Annotated in this window: 10 protein-coding genes and 1 pseudogene; 7 read left to right on the top strand and 4 right to left on the bottom strand. The window is 35.8% G+C overall.

Annotation, left to right across the window (positions count from 1 at the left end; all coding sequences use genetic code 11):
• Positions 1-1,283 precede the first annotated feature (1,283 nt).
• Genes aroQ through accC form a run of 3 tightly spaced genes read left to right on the top strand, consistent with a single transcriptional unit; the run spans position 1,284 to position 3,554 of the window.
• A complete protein-coding gene (aroQ, locus tag ACK2M2_RS10720; protein WP_419348253.1) occupies positions 1,284-1,739 on the top strand; it encodes a type II 3-dehydroquinate dehydratase in 456 nt (151 codons plus the stop codon).
• Positions 1,740-1,756: 17 nt separating this feature from the next.
• A complete protein-coding gene (accB, locus tag ACK2M2_RS10715) occupies positions 1,757-2,173 on the top strand; it encodes an acetyl-CoA carboxylase biotin carboxyl carrier protein (protein WP_419348250.1) in 417 nt (138 codons plus the stop codon).
• A gap of 16 nt (positions 2,174-2,189) precedes the next feature.
• Entirely contained in the window at positions 2,190-3,554 is a 1,365-nt protein-coding gene (accC, locus tag ACK2M2_RS10710) for an acetyl-CoA carboxylase biotin carboxylase subunit (protein WP_409510102.1), read from the top strand.
• Positions 3,555-3,674: 120 nt separating this feature from the next.
• Here the strand turns inward: accC and ACK2M2_RS10705 are convergent, their stop codons facing one another.
• Positions 3,675-4,139, bottom strand: a complete 465-nt coding sequence (locus tag ACK2M2_RS10705; protein WP_419348247.1) for a hypothetical protein — start codon at positions 4,137-4,139, stop codon at positions 3,675-3,677.
• A 251-nt stretch (positions 4,140-4,390) separates the two neighbouring features.
• Here ACK2M2_RS10705 and ACK2M2_RS10700 point away from each other — a divergent pair, with 251 nt between their 5' ends.
• Both ACK2M2_RS10700 and ACK2M2_RS10695 read left to right on the top strand, forming a co-directional pair.
• Positions 4,391-5,875: a diguanylate cyclase gene (locus tag ACK2M2_RS10700; protein WP_419348244.1), complete on the top strand. Its 1,485-nt coding sequence runs from the start codon at positions 4,391-4,393 to the stop codon at positions 5,873-5,875.
• 51 nt (positions 5,876-5,926) lie between these two features.
• On the top strand, positions 5,927-7,423 hold the full coding sequence (locus tag ACK2M2_RS10695; protein ID WP_419348241.1) for an amidase: 1,497 nt from the start codon (positions 5,927-5,929) through the stop codon (positions 7,421-7,423).
• Between the two features lie 85 nt (positions 7,424-7,508).
• Here the strand turns inward: ACK2M2_RS10695 and ACK2M2_RS10690 are convergent, their stop codons facing one another.
• Positions 7,509-8,663 carry an MFS transporter gene (locus ACK2M2_RS10690; protein ID WP_419348238.1) on the bottom strand — a complete coding sequence of 385 codons (1,155 nt, stop codon included), beginning with the start codon at positions 8,661-8,663 and terminating at the stop codon, positions 7,509-7,511.
• A gap of 669 nt (positions 8,664-9,332) precedes the next feature.
• Between ACK2M2_RS10690 and ACK2M2_RS10685 the strand changes: the two genes are divergently transcribed.
• Positions 9,333-9,749 (top strand): hypothetical protein, encoded by a 417-nt coding sequence (locus ACK2M2_RS10685; protein WP_419348236.1) that lies wholly within the window; start codon positions 9,333-9,335, stop codon positions 9,747-9,749.
• A 1,147-nt stretch (positions 9,750-10,896) separates the two neighbouring features.
• Positions 10,897-13,368, top strand: coding sequence for an acyl-CoA dehydrogenase (locus ACK2M2_RS10680; protein ID WP_419348233.1), 2,472 nt, complete (start codon positions 10,897-10,899; stop codon positions 13,366-13,368).
• A gap of 141 nt (positions 13,369-13,509) precedes the next feature.
• Here the strand turns inward: ACK2M2_RS10680 and ACK2M2_RS10675 are convergent.
• Together ACK2M2_RS10675 and ACK2M2_RS10670 are read right to left on the bottom strand one after the other, a co-directional pair.
• Positions 13,510-13,629, bottom strand: a pseudogene (locus ACK2M2_RS10675) (glycoside hydrolase family protein); the annotation flags it as partial.
• A 75-nt stretch (positions 13,630-13,704) separates the two neighbouring features.
• Entirely contained in the window at positions 13,705-13,953 is a 249-nt protein-coding gene (locus ACK2M2_RS10670; RefSeq protein WP_419348230.1) for a hypothetical protein, read from the bottom strand.
• Positions 13,954-14,545 lie beyond the last annotated feature (592 nt).

Here is a 14,545-nt window from a genome sequence, read left to right as displayed (position 1 = left end):
CTACTTTCTAAAGTGGTCTTAATTTCATAAAGATAGTCGTCTGCTTCAAGAACTTATAACGTCCAGATGTTGAACAACGATAAAAAACGAATGTACAATTAGTAAAACTTAATAATAATCTTGTGGAATCAGTCATTTTAGGATTTTTGATGCAAAATTCTCGGGGATATACTCAAGTGAATATTTCAATTATGTAAATAACTTAACAAATAAGAAAATACTTAAAATGTGAAAAATATATGAATTTCAGTATATTTAAAGTTCTAAAAATCAAAGTAAAGCCAAAATATGAATGTTTTAAGTTGAAAAATGGTTATAAGTTTGAATAGAAGCCTTGTTTAAGCGACATTCAAACTAAGCATAAACTGTAATAAAAGTTTTTCAGACTAAGTCCAATTGCAACACACTCTCACTATCGTGTGTTTATTATTCTAAAACCTAACTTTTGCCAACGACATCAGAGAATTTAAAGTCCCTTCACGTAATGAACACGAAGTTTTGATGAGCGAATAAGTCAATCGAATACTCTAAAAGCATCTAAACTTTATTTAAATATCTATCCGAAACCCCTTAAAACTTCTTGAGTCTGTTGGTACATAAGCGGAACATTAAAAATATCAATCAACCAAACAAAGTAATCAATCAGATTAATCACCTTACAAAAACAACAATTTTTTATAGTTTAATTATTTTTTATTCATGACCTTACAATATCAAGTAACACTCATAATACAGGACTGATTTAAAAACTGAAATTTATCAAATAAATATTTGATATCAAAACAATAAAAGTCACTTGTTCGTTGCTATGTTGAGTAATACGAAATTGAGCATAGATCAACATGAAAATAGTACTCACTATTCTCAAATCAATACTGTTCCGTACAAATACTTTGGATTCAGGCTACGGTTAAAAGTATATAAATACCAAATATCACAGAACATCTTATCTTTCGTTAGGCGATTACTTATCGTATTGAACAATACCATCACAATGAATAGTATTAACATGGACAAAACTGCTACATAAAACAAATGAATAGTTTTCGCCAATTCGGTTTAATATACACGCTAAGGACATATTATAAAAAAATATAAAAAATGTCATATTTTAACATTGCCAATTACTTACAAAATTAACAATATATAGCGAATTCATGGCATAGCTTTTCTAAGACAATTCAAAGAATTTATAAAGTTTATGTAGAAAAACATGCCATAATATGCAAACTTTGCAGACATCTTGCAAAGAAACTTGCAACTTATATATTGGAGTAGACACAATGAGTTCGACCATTTTGGTCATTCACGGACCAAATTTAAATTTATTGGGCAAACGCGAGCCCGAAGTTTACGGTCACTTGACGCTGAATGACATCAATCAGCAACTCATTGCTCAAGCTCAGCAATCAGATATTAGTCTTGACACATTTCAAAGCAATTGGGAAGGTGCGATTGTAGATCGTATTCATCAAGCTCAACAAGATGGTGTACAGATGATCATTATCAACCCTGCTGCACTAACTCATACCTCTGTTGCTCTACGTGATGCCTTACTTGGCGTTGCCATCCCTTTTATTGAAGTACATTTGTCTAATGTTCATGCCCGTGAAGCCTTTAGACATCACTCATATTTATCAGATAAAGCCATTGGCGTAATTTGTGGCTTAGGTGCTAAAGGGTATTCCTTCGCACTCAATTACGCAATTGAAAAACTTCAATCTTCAATCCAATCATAAATTAGGACGACGAACCCATGGATATTCGCAAAATCAAAAAGCTTATCGATTTGATGATCGAATCAGATCTTCAAGCCATTGAAGTCAAGGAAGGTGATCAATCAATCGCCCTGACACGTCGTAATCCTGTGGTTGCAGGTGTTGCTCCTATTGCAGCACCAACTGAAGTAGCACCAGTCATTAAAGCTACATCACGTGGTGCAGTAGAAACATCTCCAATGGTTGGCGTATTTTACTCTGCACCAAACCCAGGTGAAGCACCTTTTGTCAATGTCGGTCAAACAGTTTCTGCTGGTGACACACTGGGTATCATTGAAGCAATGAAAATCATGAACCCAATTGAAGCAACACAAAGTGGCGTGATTGAAGAAATTTTGGTTAAAAATGGCGATGTGATCCAATTCGGTCAACCACTATTCCGCTACCGCGCGTAATTGATTGGGGATTGATATGTTGCAAAAAGTTCTCATTGCAAACCGGGGTGAAATTGCGCTACGCATCACTCGGGCATGCAAAACACTCGGAATTAAAACTGTTGGCATCTATTCTGATGCAGATAAAGACCTTATGCATTTACGCTTTGTAGACGAAGCTGTATGTATTGGTCCTGGTGCAAGCAGTGAAAGTTACCTTAATATTCCTGCCATTATTACTGCGGCAGAAATTACAGGTGCAGATGCCATTCATCCAGGCTATGGTTTTTTATCTGAAAATGCTGAATTTGCTGAAATCGTAGAAAGCTCAGGTTTTATTTTCATTGGTCCACGTCCTGAACATATTCGACAAATGGGGAATAAAGTTTCTGCCATTTTAGCAATGCGTAAAGCAGGCGTACCAACTGTACCAGGTTCAGCTCATGCAGTTACTCCAAATAATGCCCTTGCCGAAGCGAAAGAAATTGGCTTCCCACTGATCGTTAAAGCTGCCTCAGGTGGTGGTGGTCGTGGTATGCGTATTGTTGAACGTGTAGATACACTACTTGAGTCTGTTCAAGCTGCACAGCGTGATGCTGAAATGTGGTTTGGTGATGATACTGTGTATATGGAACGCTTCCTACAAAAACCACGTCACGTAGAAGTTCAAGTTCTTGCAGACGGTAATGGTCATGCAGTACATTTATACGACCGTGATTGCTCTTTGCAACGTCGTCATCAAAAAGTACTTGAAGAAGCACCAGCACCAGGTTTACCTGAACAAGCGCGCGCTGATATTTTAGAAGCCTGCGTAAATGCATGTAAGCTCATACAATATCGGGGTGCTGGTACATTTGAGTTTCTATTTGAAGATGGTGAATTCTTCTTTATTGAAATGAATACTCGTGTTCAAGTTGAACACCCTGTTTCTGAAATGGTGACGGGCATTGATATTATTGAACAACAACTTCGTATTGCGGCAGGCTTAGGTTTAAACTTGCAACAAGAAGATATTCAAGTTCATGGTCATGCGATTGAATGCCGTATCAATGCTGAAGATCCTTCAACTTTTATGCCTTCACCAGGTAAAATTGAAAGTTTCTATGCACCAGGTGGTGCAGGTATTCGTTTAGATTCACACATCTATCAGGATTACAGCATTCCACCGTATTACGACTCGATGATTGCTAAACTCATTGCACATGGTCAAGATCGTGAAACTGCCATTGCACGTATGAAACAAGCATTGGATGAGATGATCCTTACAGGTATTAAAACCAATATTCCTTTGCATAAAGATTTAATTTTGCAAGATAAAAACTTCTGCAAACAAGCAATGGATATTCATTACCTTGAAAAACATCTACTCAAACAATTGCAAGGTCATGAAAAAGATGCTTAATGCATCATTTGAAAAGATTTAAATCAAAAAAAACCTCTTTATGTAAGAGGTTTTTTTATGATTACATATTTTATCTATTTATTTTTAATTTCAATTAAATTTCAATTAAATCAATCATTATTACGGTAAAACACGGCGTAAGGTTGCAAAACACTTATCATCGGCTTCCGATGCACAAAAATTCAATGTTGAATTATTTTTCCAACGGACATAATACTGCGAAACTTCGCCCGACTGATCAACCTGATTACCAGAACAATCTTTTTCATTGTTTTCATACTTAATTTGCATAACTAACGCTGGCCATTTCTCTAAAGTATTGTCTGGAGATGGCTGATAGTCATATAAACCTGCTGACCACTCTTTACCACTATTCACTACAACCTCATTACCACCACGAAAGTTATAATATTCAACACATTTCTTATTTCCAGGAATATCCATCCCCCATAGACCTAAAATTTCGGGACGAGTCGTAATTTTTATTGTATTTGCCTGAACACCATTGGCTGGCAAAGTTTCCGCTGCAACTGCAAAATCAAAACCACAAAACAATAACGTGATAAATAAAGCTGTTTTTTTCATACCTAATCAGCATCTTAATGTCATATGTTTATAAATTAGCATAAATTTAGAATAAATCATGCAATATTAACCATATAGAAACAATCTGAGTATTTTCGAATCAAATCATCCGAAAAAACTAAACTACATCAAAATCATATTGATTTTTCTCCATAAAAATATATGCTTAATGGAAATAGACAATAAGATGTGAGTATTTCTAGCACTAATGTCTCACACGAACATTATAACGAATACAATAGGAAATTGACTTGTCTTTATCCATTCAATATTCAGACCAATCTTTCAAAGAAAATTTTCGTTCTTTTTGTATTGTTGGCATCATAATATTTGTTTGCGCACTTGCTGGAATATTAGGAAGACCCCTATTTTTCCTCGCTATTTTTTGGCCTGCAAATGCCGTATTACTCGGTCTATTTCTTCGTTATAAAAATTTAAGAAACATCGGTGGATGGCTCGGCGCATTTACAAGTTTTATGTTGGCCGATTTGGTCACTGGTAACTATTTTATCTTGACGCTCTTTCTAAGTATTGCCAATGTTTTAAATCCAATTGTGACTTTGGCATTATTACGCCTATTCAAACTCGATTTTAAAGAATTCAATAAAGGGATGACCTTTTTATTTTTATTCATTATCTGTGCATTTGGAGGCTGTCTTGCAAGTCCAGTATTTGCCGTTTTAACAATTCCTTATATCCCTAATACCTTTATGTCTACAGATCGACTTTGGGTCGACTTTGGTATGTGGTGGACAGGCGAAATTCTTAATGTCATTGCCTTCTTACCGATTCTTTTAGCAATCCCAGACAAAAAAACATGTCTAAGATTTATAAAAGATTGGAAAACCCTTCCCTTTCAGCCAAAAAATCTTACGCCAATTATTGCCGTAATTGTATCTGTTATTTTGACCCACTTTTTTATTGGTCCGGGTGCTATCATGTTCCCAATTGCTGCATTGGTTTTGTCATCACTCACTTATAATTTATTCTTTGTATCCATCATCAATTGCTTTGTCTGTATGATGATGTATAACAGTTTAACCGCATATTATATTGCTCAATCGCCTGATGCCTATTTAGCAACTACCATTTCAGTGCGAATCGGTTTATTCATGCTTGCTCTTACACCACTCACACTGACTATTATCAGTATGAATCGACAAAAGCTTTATCATCAAATTTTGTATTTAGCCAATCATGATGGCTTAACCACTGCAATGAACCGTCGCTATTTCTATGAGGAAAGTGAACGCGCGGTAACAATTACCCCAATAAAGCCCCAACAAGCCAAGACCGTCACTATTTTAATTTTAGATTTAGATCATTTTAAAAAAATTAATGATACTTATGGTCACAATGTCGGTGATCTTGTATTACAAGAATTCACAGTACAAGTCCGCAAACAGATCCGCGATTCTGATCTGTTTGGACGTTTAGGAGGGGAAGAGTTTGCGATTTTACTCAAAGATTTATCATTACAACAAAGTGTCGAAATTGCGCAACGCATTTGCAATACAGCATTTTCAACCCCAATTATCCTTGAAGATGGTCAAACACTGAATATCAGTGTCAGTATTGGTCTGAGTTATCAAACTTTGCCATACTGTATTCCTTTCCAACAATTGGTCAAACGCGCCGATGATGCACTCTATCAAGCCAAAGAGAAAGGTCGTAATCAACTTTGTCTTGAATCATCCTTACAGAATGAATTAAAGATGCAAATGCAGCATTCATGAAGTTAATATCAACAACATTCAATAGATAAAAATACCGCAAAGGAATTGCAAATGAAATTTTCAGAATATGTTCAATATGATGGGCTTGGATTGGCTCAACTTGTAAAATCTAAACAAGTGACTGCACAAGAATTACTTGAAACTGCACATGCTCGAGCGGAACAAGTCAATCCCAAATTAAATGCTATCGTCATCCCTATGTACGAACACGCTCGCAATAAAATAAAGCAACAAAATTTGCCTCAGGGTGCATTTACCGGATTACCTTTCTTACTGAAAGATTTACATCAAGAATATGCTGGTGTTGCAACTTCTTTTGGTTCAAATGCACTAAAACGAGCACATTATATTTCAAATCAAAGCTCTGAAATTGTTAAACGTTGGGAAAATGCAGGTGTCGTTGCGATGGGGCTGACCAATGCACCTGAATTTGGGATCAAAGGCATTACTGAACCTAAAGCTTGGGGTAGTTGCCATAATCCTTGGAATTTAAAATATAATAGTGGTGGTTCTTCAGGTGGTTCAGCTTCTGCTGTAGCTGCTGGAATTGTCCCAATTGCAGGTGCAAGCGATGGTGGTGGCTCTATTCGCATTCCCGCATCCTATTGTGGATTATTTGGTTTAAAACCGAGTCGTGGTCGTACGCCATGGGGTCCCCATTTTAGTGAGCTCATGCACGGCGCAGCAATGCAACATGTATTAACCAAATCTGTCCGTGATAGCGCAGCGATGTTAGATGCAACGCAAGGCCCAAACCATCAAAGCCCCTTTCATATTGCTCCTCCGTCTGAATCTTATTTAAATCTGATTGCAAAACCACCAAAACCATTACGAATTGCATTTTGTACTGAATCACCAGTGGGCACAAAAGTATCTAAAGATGCGGTTCTTGCGATTCAACTCACAGCTAAACTACTTGAATCACTTGGGCATCATGTAACGGAAAGCAAACCCGCAATTGATGGTATGCAACTTGCGAAAGACTTTACACTCACTTGGTTTAGCCAATGTGCTTATGCCGTTCAACAACTAAAATTACAGCACGGCGCAAAAAATAGTGATTTTGAGTTAGACACTTTGGCTATTGCAGCTTTTGGTGCGCAGACCTCTGCTTTAGACTATATTCGCAATCTCGAAAACTGGGGTGTTTATATCACACAAATGAATCGGTTTTTTGAGCAATATGATTTATACCTCATCCCATCTACTGCATCCGTTGCACCAAAAAATGGTGAAGTCAAAACACCTGCTTGGCAAATTCCAATTCTCAAAACACTTTTAAAAATTGACAAAGCACATATCTTGGCGAAAGGTAAACTGATTGATCAATTGGTGAAAAATAATTTGCAATGGGTACCCTTTACTCAACTTGCCAATATTACAGGGCTACCTGCGATGTCTGTGCCCCTATATTGGAACAAAAATAATCTACCTTTAGGTTCTCAGTTTGTTGCACCTTTTGGTCAAGAAGATGTACTTTTACAACTCGCGGCACAACTAGAACATGCACAACCATGGCATTCATGCTATCAAAGCATTATTGTCTAAGCTATTTAATACAATGTAATTCAATCTAAAATATCGTATTTAATTTAAATACGATATGATTTTAAATACGAATCTACATCATTTCTTATGCTTGTATTTTTGAAGGTAGTACTTTTACTAAGAAAAGTCCGAATATGATTGAACAACCTGCCAATTTAAAAATCATCTCCCCACCTAGGCTTTGCCAATAATGCCCTGCAAGTAAACTTCCAGATGCCACACCAAGCCCCCACATCGTGCTATACAATGCTTGCCCACGCCCTTGCTGACCTGCGGTAAAGTTTTGAAATATAATCCGCATTGCAATCATATGAAATAATCCAAAACTAAAGGCGTGCATCGTCTGTGATAAAAATTGTGCGCTAAAACTATTTGGAAAGGATCCTGCAATAATAAAACGTAATCCCGTCATCTGCAGACAAATACTTACCAAGACACGCCAACTTAATTTTTTCAGAAAAAATGTTGCATAGGCAAACATTATAATTTCAGCAATCACACCGACAGACCATAGAAAGCCAATACTTGTTGTACTAAAACCATTGGCTTTTAAATAATTACTATAAAAACTATAAAATGGGGCTTGTGCAAAAAGCATAATAAATTCAATGCAAAAAAAGGCAGATACCACAGGTCGTTTTAAAACAGGTAATAATGCTTCGAGTTGTTTCTGCGACTGCGGTGCATCTTGTGGCTCTTTGACTGTAAACGACCATAAAAATGCAGTAAATGCGATACATAACAACATAATGGGTAACATTGAAATATCAACAATTTCAAGCAATGCCCCAATACTAAATACACCAACAATAAAACCAATTGAACCCCATTTACGCACTTTTCCATAAAGCTCTGCACGGCGTTCACCAAGCCAAAATAAAGTCACGCCTTCAAATTGCGCCAATATAGCATTTTGGAAAAAGCTAAAAATTAGCATGAGCATAGCAACGGATTGAAAATCATTGGGAATAATAAAAATCAGGAACCAAATAACGGCTTCCATCCATGTTGCAATACGAACAAGTCGCATGCGTTTACCAGACTTATCTGCAACCCACCCCCATATAAAAGGTGCAAAAAATCGGGTAATAATTGCAATTGAAGAAAGTATGCCAATCTGCTCGAAGCTAAATCCCTGATCTTGCAAATACAAGCTCCAATATGGCATGAATGTACCAACAATACAGTAGTAGAAAAAGTAAAATCCACTTAGTCTGTGTTGGATTTGCATAGGTTGCATATAGTTGTATTCACTTGTATTTTCAATTAGTTACATAAATTAAAGGTTGCATTAGATTGCAGTCATTTGTTTACTTTTGCAGATCAACAGTCTACAAATCAGTCTACAAAAAATAATTTTGTGAATTGTAATAAAATTTGTAGACTGCAATCTATCTATTCAATTATAAAGAAAAAACCGCCCTAAGGCGGTCTAATTTTTTACTTCAATAATAAGTATCTTTGGTGAGGTAGCATATTCAGCTCAAACATATGTTCATAGTCATAATCTGGCAGTTTTAAATCATGCTTTTTGCATAGATCCTTTATTGCAGAAGTCATATAGAACATATTGTCATGCAACATTGACTCTAGTAATGGATTTAACTTAGCTAAGGTTGGACTGTGTGTTCTCCACCATGCTTGAAATAACTTGGCATGTATACACAGTGTTTCTATAGATTGGGTGTCATCTATATGAATATCCCCTTTTGCCTTAATCTGTAGCGTTTCCAGATAATCTATGGCACAAGGTGCCCGAAGAAGAAATAGTATCTTTCAAATACTTTGCGGAATATAGTCTGTTTTATTAAGAGAATATATAGCTACTTAAGGATTAAACTTTACTTTCATTATTATTTTTATTATTTATAATCATTTAACTTTATCAGCTATTATAAAAGTGATGAAAATGATTAAAAAATCTTTAAGTAAAATTATACTTCTTAGCCTACTGACCACACCAATGACTCTCGCTTTTGCATATGATGCTGCAAGTGAAGGACACCGAATGTCTCAACGTTTTGTGGAACAACAGCGTCTACAAAATCAACGAGAAAGAGAGATTCAAGCACAGCGCGAACGTGAGCGCCAACAGCGTGCAATACAAACACAACGTCAGTTTGAACCATCAAGACAGCAATATAATACTAGACCTGTTTCTGAAGCTGAAATTAGAAAAGATTTAAACGACTTAGTTGACTTCATTAACTCTGATGAGACTAGAGAGTCTACTGAATATATGAAAAATATGAAGCCGGATCCCGCGGTAGAATCAAACAGAAGATCATATGAATACGCTGAAGGTTTTTTTTACTCTGATGAATGACATAAATCGAAGAGCTTCAAAAATAAACCAATGAAGATAATACTTCAGTCCCTTATATTTGTTTTAAGCTTGCTGGTTTAGGTTAAGAAAAGCCCTTAGTAGAGGGCTTTCTCAAATAGCTTTTGTTCTATTGATGAAATACAAACGTAAATCGTCAAAAAAACATTTTAGTGCGCTAAAACCAATTATAGTTTCATGTAAAATACTGATACTTAACGATAACTTTTAAGCATTTCGCATAAGGTGTATTATGTTAATTTTAGGAAAATTTAACTAATGAGTGATCCTATTTGGAACTAATGATAAGAGAAGTCGACTAGGAAACTATTATAACCAAATAAAGTCTCGGTTTAGGCTGTGTCAAGTGATGTGTATTGTTGTATCACACTCATCTTCATTAACCTCAGATGATTTTTTATGATAACTATTTAATATTATTTTTCTTGTATCAGTTTTATTTTATTTACTTGTTTCTTTTTATCATTATTGATTTTCAGAAAACTGTTATATGGGTTAGGTATTTTATTTATTATACCTACACTCTATTTTTACACTAAATATTATCAATTATTACCCCTCCCACTTATAATGGTTTTGATCCAGCATCCAGTTCTAGGGGGCAAAGGGCTGAGGTATATTATTTTAAATTTGATGATTATAGTGAATTTTATTTCCGAAATAATATCAAAGAGTACAAATTAGATTTTAGTAAATTAAGTATAAATGATAATGTTTGTTTGACACTTCAGCGTAATAAGGATTTCAAAAACAATTTACGTAGGGCAAAAATAATTTCAAGTTGAACAAAGACTCATCTGAATAAGCAACCATTTAATATAATAGCACTTATGTGAAATAACCCTCAATTGAGGGCTTTCTCAAATAACTTAAGCTCTTTAGCACGACGATTTACAAGCCTCAGTTGTCTTTTTATAAATTCAAAACATTTAAGAATTAACTTATTAATGACAAAATACTAAATATTTCTACTTGAATACAACAGCTTTAAATTGCTAAAACACTAGAACCGAATGTTTTTATTTATTAATAAATAGCAGAAGTATCATTTAAAAATAAATACAACTCATTCAAAACTTAACAATCTACTTTCTCATGCGGAACTAAACTTCAGCTCAATCAAGGGGGTATGATCTTGATTATATTATTTTTCCTTGCCATATTAATTCAATTTTTAACTTTATGGGCGGTCTTCTATTTTTCTTTTTCACGAAAAATGGGCTCAATAACTATCATCTTTATCACTTTATTTACCGCATTTATTACACCATGGTCGCTCATTTTAGGGATTCCATTAGTTCTAATTAGTCTGATACTAATAATTGATCCACTCAGAATGTTTTTCATTACTCAACCCGCTTATAAAATGTTAGCTAATTCAATGCCTAGTATGAGTACAACGGAACGTGAAGCTTTAGATGCAGGTACAAGTTGGTGGGAAAAAGAATTATTTATGGGTGCACCAGATTGGTCTAAATTTGATACTTATCCTTATCCTGAACTATCCGAACAAGAACAATCCTTTATTGATAACGAAGTCGAACAACTCTGTGCCATGCTAAATGAATGGGATATTCACACAAATCAGGATCTCTCCCCTGAAACATGGCAATTTATTAAAGATAAAGGTTTCTTGGGCTTAATTATTCCTAAAACGTACGGTGGTCGAGAATTTAGTGCTTTTGCACAAAGTCGAATTATGAGCAAAGTTGCATCTCGCTCACTCACTGCTGCAGTCAGCTGTATGGTTCCAAATTCACTTGGGCCTGGCGAGTTATTACTTAATTATGGTACTGATGAACAGAAAAATCGGTATCTTCCAGGCTTAGCTAAAGGTACTGAAATTCCCTGTTTTGGCTTAACTGGTCCTGAAGCTGGTTCTGATGCGGGCGCAATTCCTGATACTGGAATTGTCTGCTACGGTGAGTTTGAAGGAATAAATGTACTTGGCTTAAACATGAATTTTTCTAAGCGTTGGATTACTCTTGCTCCAATCGCAACGGTAGTCGGACTTGCATTTAAACTTCATGATCCTGAAGGCTTACTAGGTGATAGTACTAAAAGTGACTATGGTATTACATGTGCATTAATTCCAGCCTCTCATGAAGGTGTTATCGTTGGGCCACGCCATCACCCTGGTGGTTCTCCATTTATGAATGGTACCGTTGAGGGGAAAGATGTCTTCATTCCTATTGATTGGATTATTGGTGGTGCTGAAAATGCAGGTAAAGGATGGCGTATGTTAATGGAATGCTTGGCTGTAGGTCGCGGTATTTCTCTTCCTGCACTCTCTACAGCGGCAGGTGAAATGACTTATTTAACTGTAGGTGCATTTGCCAAAATTCGTCAACAATTCTCAATTTCTGTTGGTAAATTCACTGGTGTTCAAGAAGCCACTAGTGAGATTGCTAGTGATACCTATATGTTAGAAGCTTTCCGATACTCGGTCACATGCGGATTAAACCAAGGCGGTAAACCTGCAGTCATGACGGCTATGGCAAAATACTACGCCACTGAAACTATGCGTAAGTTAGTTAACCACGGTATGGATGTTGTCGGAGGACGTGCAATTCAACAAGGGCCTCGTAACTTCTTAGCTTTGTTATATCAAGCCATTCCAATTTCGATTACGGTGGAAGGTGCTAATATTCTTACTCGTTCATTGATGATTTTTGGTCAAGGCTCAATGCGCTGTCACCCCTATTTATTTAAAGAGCTTCAACTACTTCAAATGGATGATAAAAAGACTGCACTCAAAGAAATGAATACAATCCTTTATCAACATTTAGGTTACACCTTTAATCGAACTGCTCGTGCTTTAGCTTATGGTTTTACAGGTGGCTCAAATCATGCACCAAATAGTGTAGATGATTTTACTGCTCCTTATTACAAAATCATAAATCGTTTCAGTACAAATTTCGCCCTCACCGCCGATATGTGTTTAGGCTTATTAGCAGGTGAAATCAAACGTAAAGAAATGCTATCAGGTCGATTAGCAGACATTCACTCATATATGTTTATTGCAACGTCTATCCTCAAGTTTTATGAACATGGAGAACATACCCAAGCAGAGCAAAGTCACGCTCAATTGGCCTTAGAAAAAATCTTATTTCAGGCACAAGAAGCATTTATAGGGTTATTTGATAACTTCCCTTATCCATTAGCTGCTAGTTTAGTAAAGTTTATTTGTTTTCCATTCGGTCGACCAATAGTGCAACCAAGTGATAAATTAAAGCAACAGGTTGGTGATTTAATTATGGAAGACAACGCCTTTCGTAACTTATTAAAGCAACATGTCTATTACAATACTAATCCTCAAGACGTAACAGGTCGAATGGAGTGTGCATTCCAAAGCCTACTTCAAATTAAAGACCTTTGGGATAAATTTAAAAAGTCGGAATCAAAGGATTTATTTAAAGGTTTAACTTTTGAAGAGCATATACATGATGCAATTCAAATCAATTTTATTACTCAAGCCGAAGCAAATCGTTTACTTGAATACAATGCAATACGCTATGACAGCATGCTGACGGATATTTTTAATGAGCATCTAAGCGAAGTTTTACCATTAGAAAATCATCATCTATCTTCACAAAAATAGCTTCTAAATTTCTACTGAAAGCCGTCAATTGAGGGCTTTCTCAAACAACTTCCGTTCCACAGCACGTCTATTCATAAGACCCTGAATCACCTTTTATTCCAAACATTGAACTGAGCAGCTGCAGCTTTATAATCACCAAGATTCAAATTTCTTTAAGTCATATGCCATATACGCTTTAACTTGTACTTCAGCATAAGTATCCCCTTTTTTGACCTTGATGCCATTGGGATAAATTGTGGTACCGAAACCGATGGTCCATACACGACGTCAAATAAAAAGCTCTGTAATGAGCTTTTTATACTGGCTCTTCGGAATATTTTATGTTGTCAATCAGATTCATAACAATTTACGCTGCTTCCCCACAATCAATAAATCCCTAACTTGCTTCGACAACTTACGCACTTGACCTGAAACTTCACTCAGAAGTATTGCCACATAATGCCTCATTTCAATATTTTCATACTGCACCGCTTCAGCAACCATTAAATTACCAAGGTTACGTGCTTCACGTGGTGTAAGCATTGAAATTTCATCATCACCAATTTCTATTTTAGCGGTACCGTCAGGAACTACCATTTTAGACATGACATGATTCGTGAAACACGATGTTTAGATGTCGGAATGAATACAGCACGCTGTACACGTATAATCTGACTACTGACTACTATCGACCAAATAACTTAAATGATCATGAATGACGGAGAGCTTTAACTCAGTAAGCTGCGACAAAGTCTCTCTAGTGACGATTTGCTCATGTTCTAGCACTTGAAACCCAAAATAATGAATGACAAAAAGAGAGTTATGCCCACCCAAACACCAATTAAATCAACGAATACCAATATTTTTCTCATCATTGTAATTGTTGTTTTAATCTTAATTGTCATTATTAAATAGCGCTTAATTGAGTTTTAGATAGTAAGTATTTCACAAGGATATTTTCAAAATTTAAAACTATATAAGTTGACAACTTCAAGCACTAGTTATTATAGTTAGCCACCTTATTATATTACACCTAATCAAATGAAGCTCGATCAAAAATATAAAGCACTTTTGTGTGAGGCTCAAAAGAGAAATTTACCGGATATTGAAGGTATACAATTGTGATGTGTGCTGAAAAAACAGGAGGTTTTAACTTGGTAAACTAAACACACTCATCAGGAGTTTACCATGAGCAAGA

Origin of the sequence: Acinetobacter sp. TY1 (genome assembly GCF_048551395.1) — a bacterium.
Classification (GTDB): Bacteria; Pseudomonadota; Gammaproteobacteria; order Pseudomonadales; family Moraxellaceae; genus Acinetobacter.
This window is presented reverse-complemented; position numbering and strand designations above follow the sequence as displayed.

Coding starts and splice junctions, on each gene's coding strand:
- aroQ (WP_419348253.1), top strand. CDS start 1,284: ATGAGTTCGACCATTTTGGTCATTCACGGACCAAATTTAAATTTATTG.
- accB (WP_419348250.1), top strand. CDS start 1,757: ATGGATATTCGCAAAATCAAAAAGCTTATCGATTTGATGATCGAATCA.
- accC (WP_409510102.1), top strand. CDS start 2,190: ATGTTGCAAAAAGTTCTCATTGCAAACCGGGGTGAAATTGCGCTACGC.
- ACK2M2_RS10705 (WP_419348247.1), bottom strand. CDS start 4,139: ATGAAAAAAACAGCTTTATTTATCACGTTATTGTTTTGTGGTTTTGAT.
- ACK2M2_RS10695 (WP_419348241.1), top strand. CDS start 5,927: ATGAAATTTTCAGAATATGTTCAATATGATGGGCTTGGATTGGCTCAA.
- ACK2M2_RS10690 (WP_419348238.1), bottom strand. CDS start 8,663: ATGCAACCTATGCAAATCCAACACAGACTAAGTGGATTTTACTTTTTC.
- ACK2M2_RS10685 (WP_419348236.1), top strand. CDS start 9,333: ATGATTAAAAAATCTTTAAGTAAAATTATACTTCTTAGCCTACTGACC.
- ACK2M2_RS10680 (WP_419348233.1), top strand. CDS start 10,897: ATGATCTTGATTATATTATTTTTCCTTGCCATATTAATTCAATTTTTA.
- ACK2M2_RS10670 (WP_419348230.1), bottom strand. CDS start 13,953: ATGTCTAAAATGGTAGTTCCTGACGGTACCGCTAAAATAGAAATTGGT.